Source organism: Streptococcus mitis, from assembly GCF_022137125.1.
Lineage (GTDB): Bacteria > Bacillota > Bacilli > Lactobacillales > Streptococcaceae > Streptococcus > Streptococcus mitis_CE.
The window spans coordinates 49,044-64,365 of the sequence record NZ_JAKNEQ010000010.1 but is presented as its reverse complement, the minus strand read 5'-3'; the positions used below and the strand labels follow the sequence as shown (position 1 = coordinate 64,365).

Below are 15,322 nucleotides of genomic sequence, written 5' to 3'. Positions count from 1 at the left end.
GCGTTGGAGTCACATTGGTTACTTCTGTTGTTCCATCAGCCTTAGCTTGGTCTACTCCCGCATTTGTTGTTGCGTTGTCAATTGCAGTCTTCGCTGCGTCGGCTTTTGCTTTTGCATCTTCTTTAGCTTTTGCTTTCTCTTCCGCTGTTAAGTCATTGTTTGCGTCGATCGCGCCATTCTTAGCTTTCAGTGCATCGTCGATGGCTTGCTTAGCTGCTGGTTTGGCTACCGGCGTTGGAGTCACATTGGTTACTTCTGTTGTTCCATCAGCCTTAGCTTGGTCTACCCCCGCATTTGTTGTTGCGTTGTCAATTGCAGTCTTCGCTGCGTCAGCTTTCGCTTTCGCATCTTCTTTAGCTTTGGCTTTTTCTTCAGCAGTCAAATCGTTATTGGAATCAATCGCGTCATTCTTTGCTTTCAATGCGTCATCGATGGCTTGTTTTGCAGCCGGTTTAGCTGCTGGTGTTGGAGTGACTGAAGATACACTTGTCGCTCCGTCATTTTTAGCTTGTTCTACCTCTGTGTTTGTTGTCGCGTTGTCGATTGCTTGCTTCGCTGCGTCAGCTTTGGCTTTCGCGTCTTCCTTAGCTTTGGCTTTTTCTTCAGCAGTCAAATCGTTGTTGGCATCAATCGCGTCGTTCTTAACTTTCAATGCGTCATCAATTGCTTGTTTTGCAGCCGGTTTAGCTGCTGGTGTTGGAGTGACTGAAGATACACTTGTCGCTCCGTCATTTTTAGCTTGTTCTACCGCTGCGTTTGTTGTTGCGTTGTTGATTGCTTGTTTCGCTGCATCGGCTTTGGCTTTCGCATCTTCTTTAGCTTTGGCTTTTTCTTCAGCAGTCAAATCGTTATTGGAATCAATCGCGTCATTCTTTGCTTTCAATGCGTCATCGATGGCTTGTTTTGCAGCCGGTTTAGCTACTGGTGTTGGAGTGACTGAAGATACACTTGCTGCCCCAGCGTTTTTAGCTTGCGTTACTGCATCGTTTGTTGTCGCGTTGTCGATTGCTTGCTTAGCTGCGTCAGCTTTCGCTTTTGCGTCTTCCTTAGCTTTGGCTTTTTCTTCAGCAGTCAAATCATTATTGGCATCAATCGCGTCATTCTTAGCTTTCAATGCGTCATCGATGGCTTGTTTTGCAGCTGGTTTGGCTACCGGAGTTGGAGTCACTGAAGATACACTTGCTGCCCCAGCGTTTTTAGCTTGAGTTACTGCGTCGTTTGTGGTTGCATTGTCAATTGCAGTCTTCGCTGCGTCTGCTTTTGCTTTCGCATCAGCTTTCGCTGCAGTTTTCTCTTCGTCTGTTAAGTCATTGTTGGCATCTATTGCTGCTTCTTTTGCTTTTAATGCTTCATCTACTGCATTTTTTGCATCAGTTTTCTTTTGGCTTGCTTGCGGATTAACGCTTTCTACATCAGCAACGCCTGTAGTTTTCGCATTATCTACTGTTGAGTTTGTTGTTGCAGTATCAATATTATTTTTAGCCGCTGTTGCCCTTGCTTGTGCATCTGCTTTTGCTGCTTCTTTTTCTTCAGTTGTTAAATCATTTCTTGCATCAAGTTGTGCTTCTTTCGCTTTAAGTGCATCATCTACTGCTTTCTTAGCCGCTGATTTCGCTACCGCTGTTGGCGTTACTGAACTTACACTTGTTGTTCCTGCCGTTTGGGCTGAGTCCACTGCTGCGTTTGTTGTCGCATTATCAATTGCTGTTTTCGCTGTAGTTGCTTTTGCCTGTGCATCTACTTTTGCTGCATTCTTCTCTTCGGTCGTTAAGTCGTTATTCGCATCGATGGCTGCTTCTTTCTCTCTTAAAGCTGAGTCAATAGCTGCTTTTGCTGTATCTTTCTTCGTTGCTACAGGATTATCATTGCTAATCGCAGTCGTTCCTGATGTTTTAGCATTATCTAATGCAGCTTTTGTCGTTACCGAGTTATCATTAATTGCTGTTAAAGCTTTCGCCTTATCGGCATTAACTTTTTCGATTGCAGCTGCTTTTTCTTCTGCAGTTGCGTTTGTATTAGCATTAATTTCTGCAATTTTATTGTCTGCAGCTGTATTAATTGCATCAATTGCAGGTTGTTTATTTAAACTTGTGAATTCTGATAAAGGTTTTGTATCAGTTGAACCATCTTTATAGGTCACAACAAGATTTCCATTAGCATCTTTTGTAATCGTAGAAATTCTTGTCGCCTGATTGTCTACAGCTTGTCCTCTATTACTTGTAATATTTGCGTCATCATTAGTTTGAGAGTATTCGATTTTTACTTTTTCTTTAATTTTTTCAAATTCGTCAGCCGTAACATTCGCTGGATCTACTACACTAACTGTTCCTTCTGGAGTCTTAATATCATATTTAGTAGTCTGATTTTTCACTAAAAATTCAACATATCCGGCTATTTTTTGACGTTCTGCAGGATTAGTAGTTGCATTAATTCTTCCGTTAAAAGGTGCACTTTCTCCATTGTTGTCATCTTTTGCAACGATAACACTTGTCCATTTTTTCCCAGCAGTTAAATTCGTTGTTCCAGTCATTTTAATGGTTGCTGTCTTCTTATCTTCAGAAACAGAACCTGCTCCGCTTGTTACTGCGCTATCAACAATATTCCCTACTGCTAAACCAAAACTAGTTGCATTATTATAGTTAATGTCACCAGGGCCACGAAGTTTTAGGTCCTTAATCTTAGACTCATCCGTTGCAGTAAATGTTAGGTCTGTCTCTTCTCCAGAATAGATATAAATATTTCTGTTCGCTTCGTTTGAATACGGTAGATTAACAACCGGTGGAATATTTTTTTGTACAATTTCACTTACCGGCTTCGTCTTCGTAGAACCATCTGTAAATGTAACAACGATATTATTCCCAACGATATTAACCGATTGAATAACATCCTCTGGGTGTTCTACTAAAGTTCCACGTCTATCAGCAAATCGTGCATCTTCGTTTGTCGTTGAATATTCTAATTGAATACTATCTTTGATTTTCTTTAAATCTTCTGCTGTAGGATTTGTCAAACTAGTTACAGAAATCTTTTCATCTGTAGGTTGAGATCTTAAGGCGTATTTTTTTGCTTGAGATTTTAATACTAAGTAGAAATATCCTGGATCCGTTATATCCATACCTTTTTTAAGATTTTCTCTACCTTGGTCATCAACTACTTGAACATAACGAGTACCAACATTTAATGTTTGGTTTTCTTGTTTTGTGTAATCTCTGTTCTTTTTTAATATATCATTTGGACGACCTGTAATGACGATTTTCGCAGGATTTGCTTGACTCGCCTCCGATGTTACCCCTGCCGTTTCAGCACGATTTATTACAGTAGCTGTAAATCCAAATTCAACATCCAAGTCATTATCTGTACCTGCAACATTAGGGAATCTTTGTCTAGATCCTTTCTTAATCGTTGCATAGCGAATTTTTCCAGTTTCAGAATAAACTGGAATTTCTAATGAAAAATGCTCTTCGTTATAGATATAGATTTTCTTCTCATCTGGTATGGAGAATGTAAAGTCTACCTTTGGATCTTGATTGACAGCTGCACGGAATGTTGTATCCTTTTCAATTTCACTTCCATTACGCGGATCATTGGCACCAGTATTTTCAATCGCATTTGATTCTGATGGTTTCTCAGTATTCTCAGCTTTGATACCAACTGTTTCTTTACCCTCAGTAGTATCTGTTGAAACAATTTCTTTTTTCTCAACCGGCTTATTTCGTAATTTTGAGTTAACAGTAGTAACCAGTTTTTGATAGGCACTCGTCAATTCTTCTTGACTGCTTGCGCTCGCTAAAGTTGCTTTGGCATTAGCTAACTCAGCAGCTAGACTCGCTACACTTTCCTCAGTCTTATTAGCGTAAGCTCCACTTGAAATCTTACCTTCAATTTCACCAATATAATTTGCAAGTTGACTTTTATCTAGTTCTGGTTTAGTAATTTTCGGCTCACTAATTTTGGACTCACTCTGTTTTTCAGTCTTATCCCCACCTTCTTTAGCCAACTCTACTTTACTAGAAGACTCTTCAGTTACTTTCAATTGATCCGCTGCAACTGCTCCATTTCCTAAAAACATTAAAAAGGCAGCAACCGCTACACTCGCTGCACCAAAACTATATTTACGAATGGAGAAACGCATGATTTTTTCTTTTCTCTGATTCTCAAGGGACTTATCAGAAAGCTTGTTCTTCATTTATAATATTTCCTTTTCTCTTATCTATGTACACATTATATCATATTGAATTTTATGCGTATTTACAAATTACTTTATATTTCATTTTATAATTTTTAAACTATTTTTGCAAGTTGTTTGAACTCGAACAGAATCCATAAAACAAAGCCCTGCCTGACATTTCATTTACTTTTTGAAAATCTATTTTCTAGTATTTTAGTTATAAATATATTCAATAATTATGCTTGTAAATGAACATTTAAGAACTGCAAGAACATCAAAAAAGGTAGATCCAGTCAAGATCTACCTTTTTATCATTTTATGGCTATTAAATTACTCTTGATTATGCTTTAGTGAATAAATCACCAGCAAATCCATCTGATTTCTGCAAGAGTTGTTTGTAAACTTTTTCTTTGAGTGCAACTGTTTGGTTTGAATTACCCGCTTTAAGGTCATTTTCAACAGCTTTGTTGAACAATTCTTGGAGTCCTGCATAAGTTGAAATTTTCTGTCCGTCGATTTCAATTTCGACAAATCCTTTTTCTCCTTTAGCTTTGACTTCCTTGAACCATTCTTTCTTCCACTCTTCTAGTGTGTGGAATTTACCACCAGACACTTTCTCAATGATAAAGTCATCACCAAGACCCGGTCTACCAGCTGCTTTAGATTCTTGTTTATACTTGTTTGAAGCATATCCGACAAATCCATTGACATATCCGAAGTAACCCCACATACGGAATGTATTATGTTTGAACGAGATAGAACCTACAGCACTTTGACTTGTATTACCACCGTAAATTCCAGCCATCATACTTACAGTTTGATATGCCGTATCAAAACCTTCAGCACGATAATGTTTATTACCAGGCATATTATGCTTAGTCACGTAATTACCATCTACAAGGTCATCAATGCTTGTCAATTTCTTCTTGTTCTCCGCGTCATTTAGGTCACGAAGTAAATCCCATTGGTGTGGTTGTCCAACTAAACCATTTCTATCAGCTTTCTCACGCCATTTTTTGTCCATCTTCTTGAACCACTTGTTGTTGTCACCATCATTCTTCGCGATAACGGCATCCGCTTCTAAATGGTCGAGCATCATGAGCGCTTCATTATAGTTTTTCATGTAATGGTCGATAGCTTCTCTACTATCTAATTTATTTGGATCATAGTTGTACCATTGTTTACCATCGTTTTCACGTTTATAAGCCATGTTAAGACCTAGTGCACCGTAGTCACCATTCGAACTTGATACAGCTGGAGATTGTAACATTCCTTGAGCAAAGGCTTCAACGTCTGTACCCTCACGATGTCCCCAACCACCTAAGTAAGCCATACGGTCATTGATATGCGTTGTTTCATGAGTAAAGGCTGATGTACCAAAATCACTAATCATACTTGACCAAATATAGTACACGGCTTCTGAGTTTTGAGGTCTATCAAAGATATATGCGTATGCACCCATGCCATTATCACCGTGCCACTTACCAGTTGGACCATAGAACTCACGAATTGGAGCATAATCACCATTCTTCGTGTGACCCATTCTATCAACCCATCCACCTGGCGCACCATGGTTATCCCAGATAGCCGATGGAACCATGTTTTCAGATTTCAACAACTGATTACGTACATTATCAGCCGCCAAGCGAGACCAGAAGTCTAAGTAGTTGATTTGTTCTTGTGCACGTAAGTCGATTTCTTTCTTGAATGCTTCACGTTCAGCTTCTGTATTCTTACCATATTTCTCAAACGCACTAAATGCTAGTGTATTGTATGTTGAAATCAAGAACATATGAGCTTTCTTCGTATTAAGAAGTGGTAGGATATAACGTCCATGCTCACCGTTATTAAGGTTTTCATACAAATGATATTTTTTATTAGCAAACGCAGGGTTTGAGGATTGCTTCTCAACAATATAGTTAGTATTTGATACAGCCTTCTTATACCAAACATTCATATCAGTATCTTCTGTAAACAACTTCATATTATATGTTAAAAAGTCATTTAAGTTACCTTTACCTGTTGCTCCCGCAATCACATCACGATAAGCATCTTGAGTTCGGTCACCTTTTAAGTTTTTCTCACTAGAACCAATTTGAATCAATCTATCGATAACACTAACATTCTTACCATAGAAATCAGGTTTGAACATCATAAGGTCTTTAATACTCATATCATTGTATTTAAATCCATAATAACGATTTAAATAAGTAAGAGCCATCATTATTTTAGCTTTGGTATCTTCTACTTTTTTAAGAAGAGCTTTCATGGCTGCTTCGTCACCGTTTAATTGATGGTCTTCGTTTTCGACTAAAGCTTTGACTAATTTATCTAAATTAGCTTTCGTTTCTTCAAAGCTTTCTTCAAGGAACAAGTTACGAATGTAGTTGTTCTTATGATTTTCACTATTCTCAGCTGGTTTATTACGTTTATCCATTAAGTCACGAACTTCTTGTGAAATTAATTGAACACTATCTAATTTCGTTTTAATCTCACTGATTAGTTGAGTACGGTCTTTAACTACCATATTTGGTGTGTAAACTACATCACCTAAATCTGTAATATCGTATTCTTTTACTTGTTCTACGTTTGACGTAGCTTTAGCTGATACAGGTTTTTCTTCTTTCGTACCATCAGCGTAATGAATCATAATATGATCAACATCAGATAAGTCCGTTACAAATTGTCCATCTTTCATACCTGTTACAGATAATACTTCTGTAGTTAGTAATTTAGAGCCTTCAGTAATTTTATTTCCTTGATTGATAATCCACTCTTTATTGTAGAATGGTTGAAGTTTCTCAATATTACGGTATGCAAGTTCACGATCTGCATTATAATCTTGAATCTCTTTATAAGTATCAGATTTTGGTTTAACTTGGTTTAGTTTATCTTCCACAAGTGGAGCAATTTCGAATTTATCAGCTGTAATTCCGAATGATTCTATTTTTTTGTTAGCTTCTTCTAAGCTGATTTCTTGGATTCGATTACTACGAGAATATTTGAATGAACGTTTTCCTTCACTCACACCTGTAACAACATAGTTTCTATCAATCCAATTATTTGTAAAGTATCCATCATCATCAACAAGATCTTTGGAACCATAGAATTCCTCACCATTTTCAACTTTCATCATTGTAACAGTATCAAGAACTCGACCCCATGGATAGTTTTTACTAATGAAACCACCAACTTCAACAGGCGTTTTTACCTTAATAGTTCCTTTAACGACAGATTGGCTAGTAAATGCATATTTGTTAACCCCATTTCCATCGTAACCATTATCTGTTCTAGCAACAAGACCACCAATACGAGCTTTATTTGCTACAATATCAGCATCAACATAGGCTTTTTTAATATTCCCTTTCCAAACTTCTCCAGAAATACCGCCCATATCCCAGCCTTTATCGCCAACACCAGTAACTTTACCAACAAAGGCAACATTTTGTAATAAACCACCAACGTCCACTTTGTTTACAATACCGGCAATACCATCTTTACCAAGGATGCTACCAGTTACCTTAACATTTTCAACTGTGGCATTTTTAGCTACTCTTGATAGTGCTGAAATATTTTCAACCCAAGGCATATTAATATTAACATTACCTAAATTAATGTTATTAATTGTACCACCTTCGACATTATCAAATAACTGACGAGCCATATTGTGAATTGTATAATGTTTTCCATCGACACTTGTTAAAGTTCCGCTGAATTTACCAGGTACATATTGTTTATTTGGAGTTGGTACGTTAGCAGCATTAAGGTCTGCACCAAGTTTAAAAGTACCACTTAGGTTAGCTTTCATTGCTGTTACCAAGTCATTAAAACTATAATATACATCACCTTCGTGTGCTTTTTGTTTTTCAAAGTAATGAACATACTCTTCACTGAAAGTATCATCTGCTCTACGTTGAACTAAGTCTGGAGCTTTCGCTACAACTTTGTACAATGTTTTCCCATCAACAACAACTTCTTCAACAGAACTTACTGCAAGTCTTGTTGTCTTATTATCATGCGTTGTTACACGTAAATATAATGGAGCAACATCTGTTGGCTTTTCAGTTAATAAGCTCTTATCTGTTTCGTTTCCTTCAGCATCTACACTCATCAAACTTGTTTCTTTGATGTTCTTGATTTCAACTTTTTTGAGGTCTAACTGAATTTGTTTATCTTCTAATTTCTCAGTTTCTTCGCCTTCTCCACGATCATAAACCATCGTAGTAGATAGAGTGTATCCTTGATAATATTTCAATTTATCTAAAGTCGCGTTTAAATTATTTTCAGATACCGTTACTTCTTTTACAAGTTGTCCATCTTTATCTTTCAACGCTAATTTGATTGATTTGATTTCTACTCCAGCTGGTTTATTTAATGTATAACTAGCTGTTGCGCTCTTCTTCAAAACATCTTTTTCAGTATTTGCCCATTGTAAGGTTGGTTTTTCTAACCCTTTTGTACCTTTTTTAATAATTTTATCTTGAGGTTGTAAGATAACTTTTTCTTCTACTGTTGGAGCATCGCTTGTTTTTTCTCCGCGAATTGTTTTATACGTTTCAATAATTTGTTTCTTACCGTCTACACCTTCTTGAGCAACTGTAGTTGTTCCACGTTTTAAAGTATCATCCTCTTCTGTTTTTGTTTCAAAAGGAATGACTTCTTCTCTTGTTTCAACTTTTGTTCCTTCAATTGGTTTTGTTCCTTTTTTAACGACTTTAGAAACGGCAGGAGTTTTCACTTCTGTAGTTGTAGAAAGAACTTTATCTGTCTCTACACCTTCCACTGTTTCATAAGTTGTTTTCGTAACTTGAACTCCTTTAGTACCTTGACGTTCAACTACTGCTTCATCCACATATTTTGTGTCATCAGGAACTACTTCTGTTGTGAAATCTAGTTCACTTTCAGTAGACTTTTCAACTGTACCAGTTGTTACTTTATATTCTGGATTTGCTGGTTGCTCTGTAGCTTGACCTTCTTTTCCTAGTTCTTGTGTTCCCTTAGTTGAAACTGCTTCTGTATATTCAGGAAGTTCTTGCTGTACTAAAGCTTGACCTTCCTCTTGAGTTCCTTTGGCTTCTACTGGAGCTTCTGGTAATTCTGGCTGCGTTAAGGATTGGCCTGCCTTACCTTCTTCTTGAGTACCTTTTGCTTCTACTGGAGCTTCTGGCATTTCTGGCTGCGTTAAGGATTGGCCTACCTTACCTTCTTCTTGCGTATCTTTAGCTACTTGGTGACTTGGTTCAGCTTGTGGTACTGGAGTTGGGGCAGGTTGCACCTCTTTCTTAGTTCCGACTGCAATGACTTGCGACACAGGATTTTGGACTACTTGATCTTCGATGACTTCTCTAACTTCTTGACCATTGACCACCGAAACTTTGGTTACAAGGCGACGCTGACCATTTACTCCGGCTGTAACAATACGAGTCTGTCCTTCTGCTAAATTAGCATCTGGGCTTGTGACCGTTTCAAAAGGAATCTCCACCAAGCTCTCTTCCTGTCTTGTCTGAGGTTTCTCAGAAACTGGTTTTTCTTCAACCGCAGGAGCAACTGGAGTTTCTACTACAGGTTTTTCAACGACAGTTTCCGGAGCAACAGCAGGTCTTTCTTGAACGACTTCTGTTTTCTCGATTTCTTTTGAACTTTGCTTTTCTACTGGCAACTGAGGCTGTTCAGCTGAAACTGGTCTTGATGGATGGAGTTCTGCTTCCTTAAAGTATCCAATGTATTCATAGCCATCAATGTAGATAATCCCTTCAGCTAAGCCTTCATGTGTAGAGGCTGAAATAGTTTGGTTATAAGAAAGTAATTCTTTATTTTCAAACGCAAATGTCCCATAAGGTACAAAAGTGCTAGCTCCTAAAGAACCAATCAAGAGAACACCTAGAACCTCTTTGCGACCTTTTTTGGACACCAAAAAGACTGCTAGAGAAGCCGTTGCCAAGCCAAGGCCTGCTAGAGCTAGCTCCTTACTTCCTGTGTAAGGAAGTTGTTGACTGTTAGTTGCCTTCTTGCGATAAACTACATAAAGAATATCATCATCTTGAAATTCTGTTGGAACTTCATGGTGAATCAGAGCTTTTTCAGACTCAGTCAATTCTTGCTCTGCCAAATAACGGTAATGAACGCTATGAGCACCACCAACTTCATTGGCTTGTACCTTATCTACTGAAAGGGTACTAGCACCAAAAAGGAAGGCCCCGATGGCTACAGGACCTACCCCAACAGTGAGCTTACGAATTGAATATTTGGTGATTTTTTCTAGTTGTTGTCTTGTTTTTCTCATTCTCACGACTTTCTAATAGAATCTTGCGGATAGTGCGCACGCGCACCTCCGATTAATTTTGGTCGACTAGCAAGAGCCGTTACGTGGGCATGACCAATCTCTCTCAAAAGAGGACGAATCGGAACCTGAACATGCTTAATATGCATGCCAATTGCAGTATCTCCGATATCCAATCCAGCATGAGCCTTGATAAATTCAACCTCAACTGGATTCTGCATAAACTTGAAGGCTGCTAACTGACCCGAACCTCCTGCATGAAGAGTCGGAAGGACACTGACGATTTCCAGGCCAAACTGCTCTGCCACCTGACGTTCAACAACGAGGGCCCGATTAACATGTTCACAACCTTGAACAGCTAGATGAATTCCTTTTTCCTCTAGGATATCTAGAATGGTTCTTACAATGATTTCACCAATTTCTTGGCTGGATTCCTTACCAATCTGACCACCTATCACCTCACTAGAAGAGAGGCCCAAAACAAAGATAGATCCTTGCTTCAAATTGGCCTTTTCCAACACATCTTCTACAATCTGGCTTGTTTCTCTTTGAATGTCTTTTTCCTTCATACTTGATACCTCTTTTGTCATTATCTATCATATCGTTTTTTCTTATTTTTAGCAAGATAGACAACCTAGAAAGCTTTCTCGATTACGCATAAAACTCCCAGAATTGACCGGGAGTTAGCTAGTTTCTATTCTATTTATGTATATTTCAACCGTCGTTCCTTTGTCAGATGCAGAATCAATCTTCATCTGGTAATTGTCTCCAAAATGAAGTTTGAAACGTTGATCAACATTTTGAAGACCTACTCCTCCACGTTTGAGCTGACTTTGACTACTATCGCCAGCATTTTGAAATCCAACGCCGTCATCCTCAATGCGGATGACTAGTCCTGTATCCTGTTTCTGGACAGAAACTCTAATATGTCCCTGACCTTCCTTCTCCTTGATGCCATGGTAAAGAGCATTTTCCACCAGAGGTTGTAACACCAACTTGGGCAAGACTAAGTTATCAAAGGCAGGATTTTCATCAATTTCATATTCCAGCTTATCCCCATAACGTTGTTTCTGGATAAAGAGATACTGGCGAACATGGTTAATTTCGTCAGACAGGCAAATCAAATCTTTACCCTGATTGAGCGCTAGGCGAAAATAGGTCGCCAAGGACTTGGTCACCTGAACCACTCGCTGACTATCCTGAAATTCAGCCATCCAGATGATGGTGTCCAATGTGTTGTAGAGAAAATGGGGGTTAATCTGGCTCGACAAGGCTTGAAGTTCATACTGACGGGTCGTTTCTTCCTGTTTGCGCACATCTGCCATCAGCTGATCAATCTGATCCAACATGGCATTAAACTGGCGAGTCACTTCTCTCAACTCATATGCACCAGTTTCCTTGGCACGCAGATTTTGTGTACCAGAAGCAATGTCCAACATTGTTTCTCTCAAATCCTTCAAAGGGGCAATCCAACGTCTGAGACTGAACCACACCAAGCAGAGACAGGCAAGAAGAGAGGTGACACTGGCCCCAAGCAAGGTCCACAAGAGCTGACTCCGAACTTGAGATAATTTTTCCAACGAAGAAACTCCTATAACCGTCCAATCAGTTCCAGCAATCTTTTCTTGACTGACATAGGATTGGTGGTCTGGAGTGTAACCCTGCCCTGTCTTAATATAGGGTTTCATGGCCTCCATTTCGCTAGACGAACTATAAACTGTATGTTGAGGATGATAAACAAATTCATGGTTTTCATTGATGATAAAGGCAAAGCCCTGCTGACCCAACTGGAGTTGGTTGAGATAGGCTTCCAGAGTTTCATAGGAAATATCCAAACGAAGTACACCTAGATTGGCTCCCTTTGCATCAAGAAGTTCTTGAGTGACAGAAATGACCCACTGGCTATCTGATTTACGAGCTGGAGTTAAAACTGGTTTAGCTCCCTGATGAATAGCCTTTTGGTACCAATCCTCAGTCATCATATCTGAGGAAGTTTTCATCTGCACACTATCATCCGTAGAAATGACCTGACCAGATTTGGTTACCAGCACAACAGCTTTCAAGTCCTGGTCTGACTTTAAAATGGTCAAAAACAAATCTCGAATTCCCTTGACCTTTTCTTGACTGGGATTCTCAGCATAGGTTAGGACATCTGCCTGCTGGGTCAAACTGGTCGAGGTGGTTTCTAATTTTTTGATATAAGACTGGATAAAGTGGCTAGTCTGACTGATAGTCGTTTGGCTATTGCCCTCAATAGTAGCCTCAATGGCTGAAGAACTAGATTGATAGTAGAAAGTCCCAACCAGAGCTAGGAGAATGAGAAAGACCAGAAAGATGGAAATAACCATTCTGACTAGGAGAGAAGAACGTTTCATCGATCTTCCCCCTTCTTAAACTGGCGAGGTGTCACACCTGCAATCTGTTTAAAACGTTGGGTAAAATAGTTCATATCTTCAAAGCCAACCTTCTCTGCGATCTCGTAAATCTTCAGATCGGTAGTTAAAAGCAAAAGCTTGGCTTGTTTGACACGTTCTCTCACCAGATAATCCTGAAAAGGTAGGCCCAACTCTTTCTTAATCAAAGAACTCAGATAAGTCGGACTAAAGCCCAAGTCATTTGCTAAAGACTTTAAACTAAACTGGCTATCAGCCAGATGGGACTGGATTTTCTGAGCCATATTTCCCTCAAACTTATCAGTCAATAAATCTTGTAACTGCTCTTCTTTCTCTTCCTTATCCAACTTTTGCTTGATTTTCCCCAGCATTTCCTCGATATCCTGACGAGAAAAGGGCTTGAGTAGGTAATCATCCACACCTAGTTTGACAGCAGACAAGGCATAATCAAAATCATCGTAGCCTGTTAAAAAGACCAAATGCACCTGAGGATAGGTTTCTCGGACCAGACTGGCCAACTGGATGCCATTTAGCTGAGGCATATTGATATCGGTTAAAATGATATCCGGCACCTGCTTTTGTATCAATTCCCAAGCCTGTCTTCCATTTTCAGCTTGACCGATGATTTCCATATCGTAGGCTGCTACATTGACCAGCTTGGTCAAGCCTTGTCTTACCAGATATTCATCTTCTACGATTAAGATTGTATAGGTCATGCTTCTCTCCTTTGTCACTTACTAGTATCAGTATAGCAAAATTCTCCTCTAACTGCTTAGGAAATCCCTCTTAATTGACATAATCTAGTAAATAAGCGTAGCCTTTTTCTTCCATTTGATCTTTGGGAATGAAGCGAATAGAGAGACTATTGATACAGTAGCGCAAGCCACCCTTGTCCTGTGGTCCATCCGTAAAGACATGGCCAAGGTGAGAATCTCCGACTCGGCTTCTCACTTCCATGCGTGTCATATTGTAAGATTTATCTTCCTTGTAGGTAGCAACATCTGGACTGATTGGCTGGGTGAAACTAGGCCAGCCGCAACCAGACTCGAACTTGTCCTTTGATGAAAAGAGAGGTTCGCCAGTTGCCACATCTACATAGATACCAGATTCAAATTTATCCCAGTAACGGTTTGAGAAAGCACGTTCTGTTTGATTTTTCTGGGTAACTGCATACTCCTCAGTTGACAAAGTCTTTTTCAATTCCTCATCGCTTGGTTTGGGATATTTGCTGGCATCGATGACGGGATAGGCAGCCTGATTGACATTGATATGACAGTAGCCATTTGGATTTTTCTTGAGGTAGTCTTGGTGATAGTCCTCAGCCACCACAAAATTCTTCAAGGTTTCCTTTTCAACTGCTAGAGGTTGGTCGTATTTCTTAGCCACCTCATCAAAGACTTGGTTAATCACCTCTAAATCCTTGTCATCTGTGTAATAAACACCAGTACGGTACTGGGTTCCCACATCATTTCCTTGTTTATTTTTGCTAGTTGGATTGATAATGCGGAAATAATGAAGCAGGATTTCCTTGAGGGAAATTTGCTTGGCATCATAGGTTACATGGACGGTTTCCGCATGACCTGTTTGGTTAATCAATTCGTACTTGGTTGTATCCCCTCTACCATTTGCATATCCTGAAACGGCATCCGTTACCCCGGGAACGCGTGAGAAATATTCCTCAACTCCCCAGAAACAACCTCCAGCCAGATAAATTTCGTGCAAGTCTGCATCTTTACTCACTTCTGTTTTTTTCACTGTTTTTCCTCCTTGGCTAACTGATGCTTTCTCAATTTGCGAGCTATCTGTCTGCCCTGCATTTCGCATCAATAGAAAATAGAAACCGCTTATGGCTAGGAAAAAGATTCCTGCCAAGACAAAAAGTTTTACTTTATCATTCATGACCTTTCGCTACCCCATTTCTTTCAATTCTTTTAAAATCATATCCTTATCCATAAAACCTGGTTGCGTTTTGACTAGCTTGCCTTCCTTGTCTATAAAGGCTTGAGTTGGGTAAGAACGGACACCATAACTTTCCAAAAGTTTTCCTGATGAGTCAATTAGAACTGGGAAATTTTTATAATCCAAGCCCTTGTACCAGTTCTTAAAGTCTGCTTCAGCTTGTTCCCCCTTGTGTCCAGGTGACACTACCGTCAAAACTACATAGTCATCACCAGCATCCTTAGCAATTTCATCCGTATCTGGAAGACTGGCTAGACAGATGGAACACCAAGACGCCCAGAATTTGAGATAGACTTTCTTTCCCTTGTAATCAGACAAGCGGTAGGTCTTGCCATCTACTCCCATCAGTTCAAAATCAGCAACCGCCTGACCTTTAGTCGCAGTTTGCGAACTAACTTGTTCAGTTTTTGTTTGCTCCTTCATAGTAGATTGGTCTGACATATTTTTAGCCGAACAGGCTGCCAAGCAACAGATTGAGCCGACTCCAAGGAGACATGTTTGCCATTTTTTCATTTCTTCTTC

At 39.3% G+C, this 15,322-nt stretch carries 7 protein-coding genes; all 7 read right to left on the bottom strand.

The genetic code is table 11. From position 1 onward, the window contains the following. On the bottom strand, positions 1-4,186 hold a 4,186-nt coding region (locus tag L0P31_RS08715), incomplete at its 3' end, for a sialic acid-binding adhesin (protein WP_238096555.1). 322 nt (positions 4,187-4,508) lie between these two features. Beyond that, a complete protein-coding gene (locus L0P31_RS08710) occupies positions 4,509-10,451 on the bottom strand; it encodes a ZmpA/ZmpB/ZmpC family metallo-endopeptidase (RefSeq protein WP_238096553.1) in 5,943 nt (1,980 codons plus the stop codon). A 2-nt stretch (positions 10,452-10,453) separates the two neighbouring features. Further along, a complete protein-coding gene (locus L0P31_RS08705; RefSeq protein ID WP_192855167.1) occupies positions 10,454-11,017 on the bottom strand; it encodes a TIGR01440 family protein in 564 nt (187 codons plus the stop codon). A gap of 114 nt (positions 11,018-11,131) precedes the next feature. After that, positions 11,132-12,823, bottom strand: a complete 1,692-nt coding sequence (locus L0P31_RS08700; protein ID WP_238096552.1) for a cache domain-containing sensor histidine kinase — start codon at positions 12,821-12,823, stop codon at positions 11,132-11,134. Next, complete coding sequence (locus L0P31_RS08695) at positions 12,820-13,557, bottom strand: response regulator transcription factor (protein ID WP_238096550.1); 738 nt, start codon at positions 13,555-13,557, stop codon at positions 12,820-12,822. Before L0P31_RS08695 ends, L0P31_RS08700 begins: the two co-directional genes overlap by 4 nt. A gap of 70 nt (positions 13,558-13,627) precedes the next feature. Continuing rightward, a complete protein-coding gene (gene msrB / locus L0P31_RS08690) occupies positions 13,628-14,740 on the bottom strand; it encodes a peptide-methionine (R)-S-oxide reductase MsrB (RefSeq protein WP_238096548.1) in 1,113 nt (370 codons plus the stop codon). A gap of 9 nt (positions 14,741-14,749) precedes the next feature. Further along, a complete protein-coding gene (locus tag L0P31_RS08685; protein ID WP_078238105.1) occupies positions 14,750-15,313 on the bottom strand; it encodes a redoxin family protein in 564 nt (187 codons plus the stop codon). Positions 15,314-15,322: the final 9 nt, after the last annotated feature.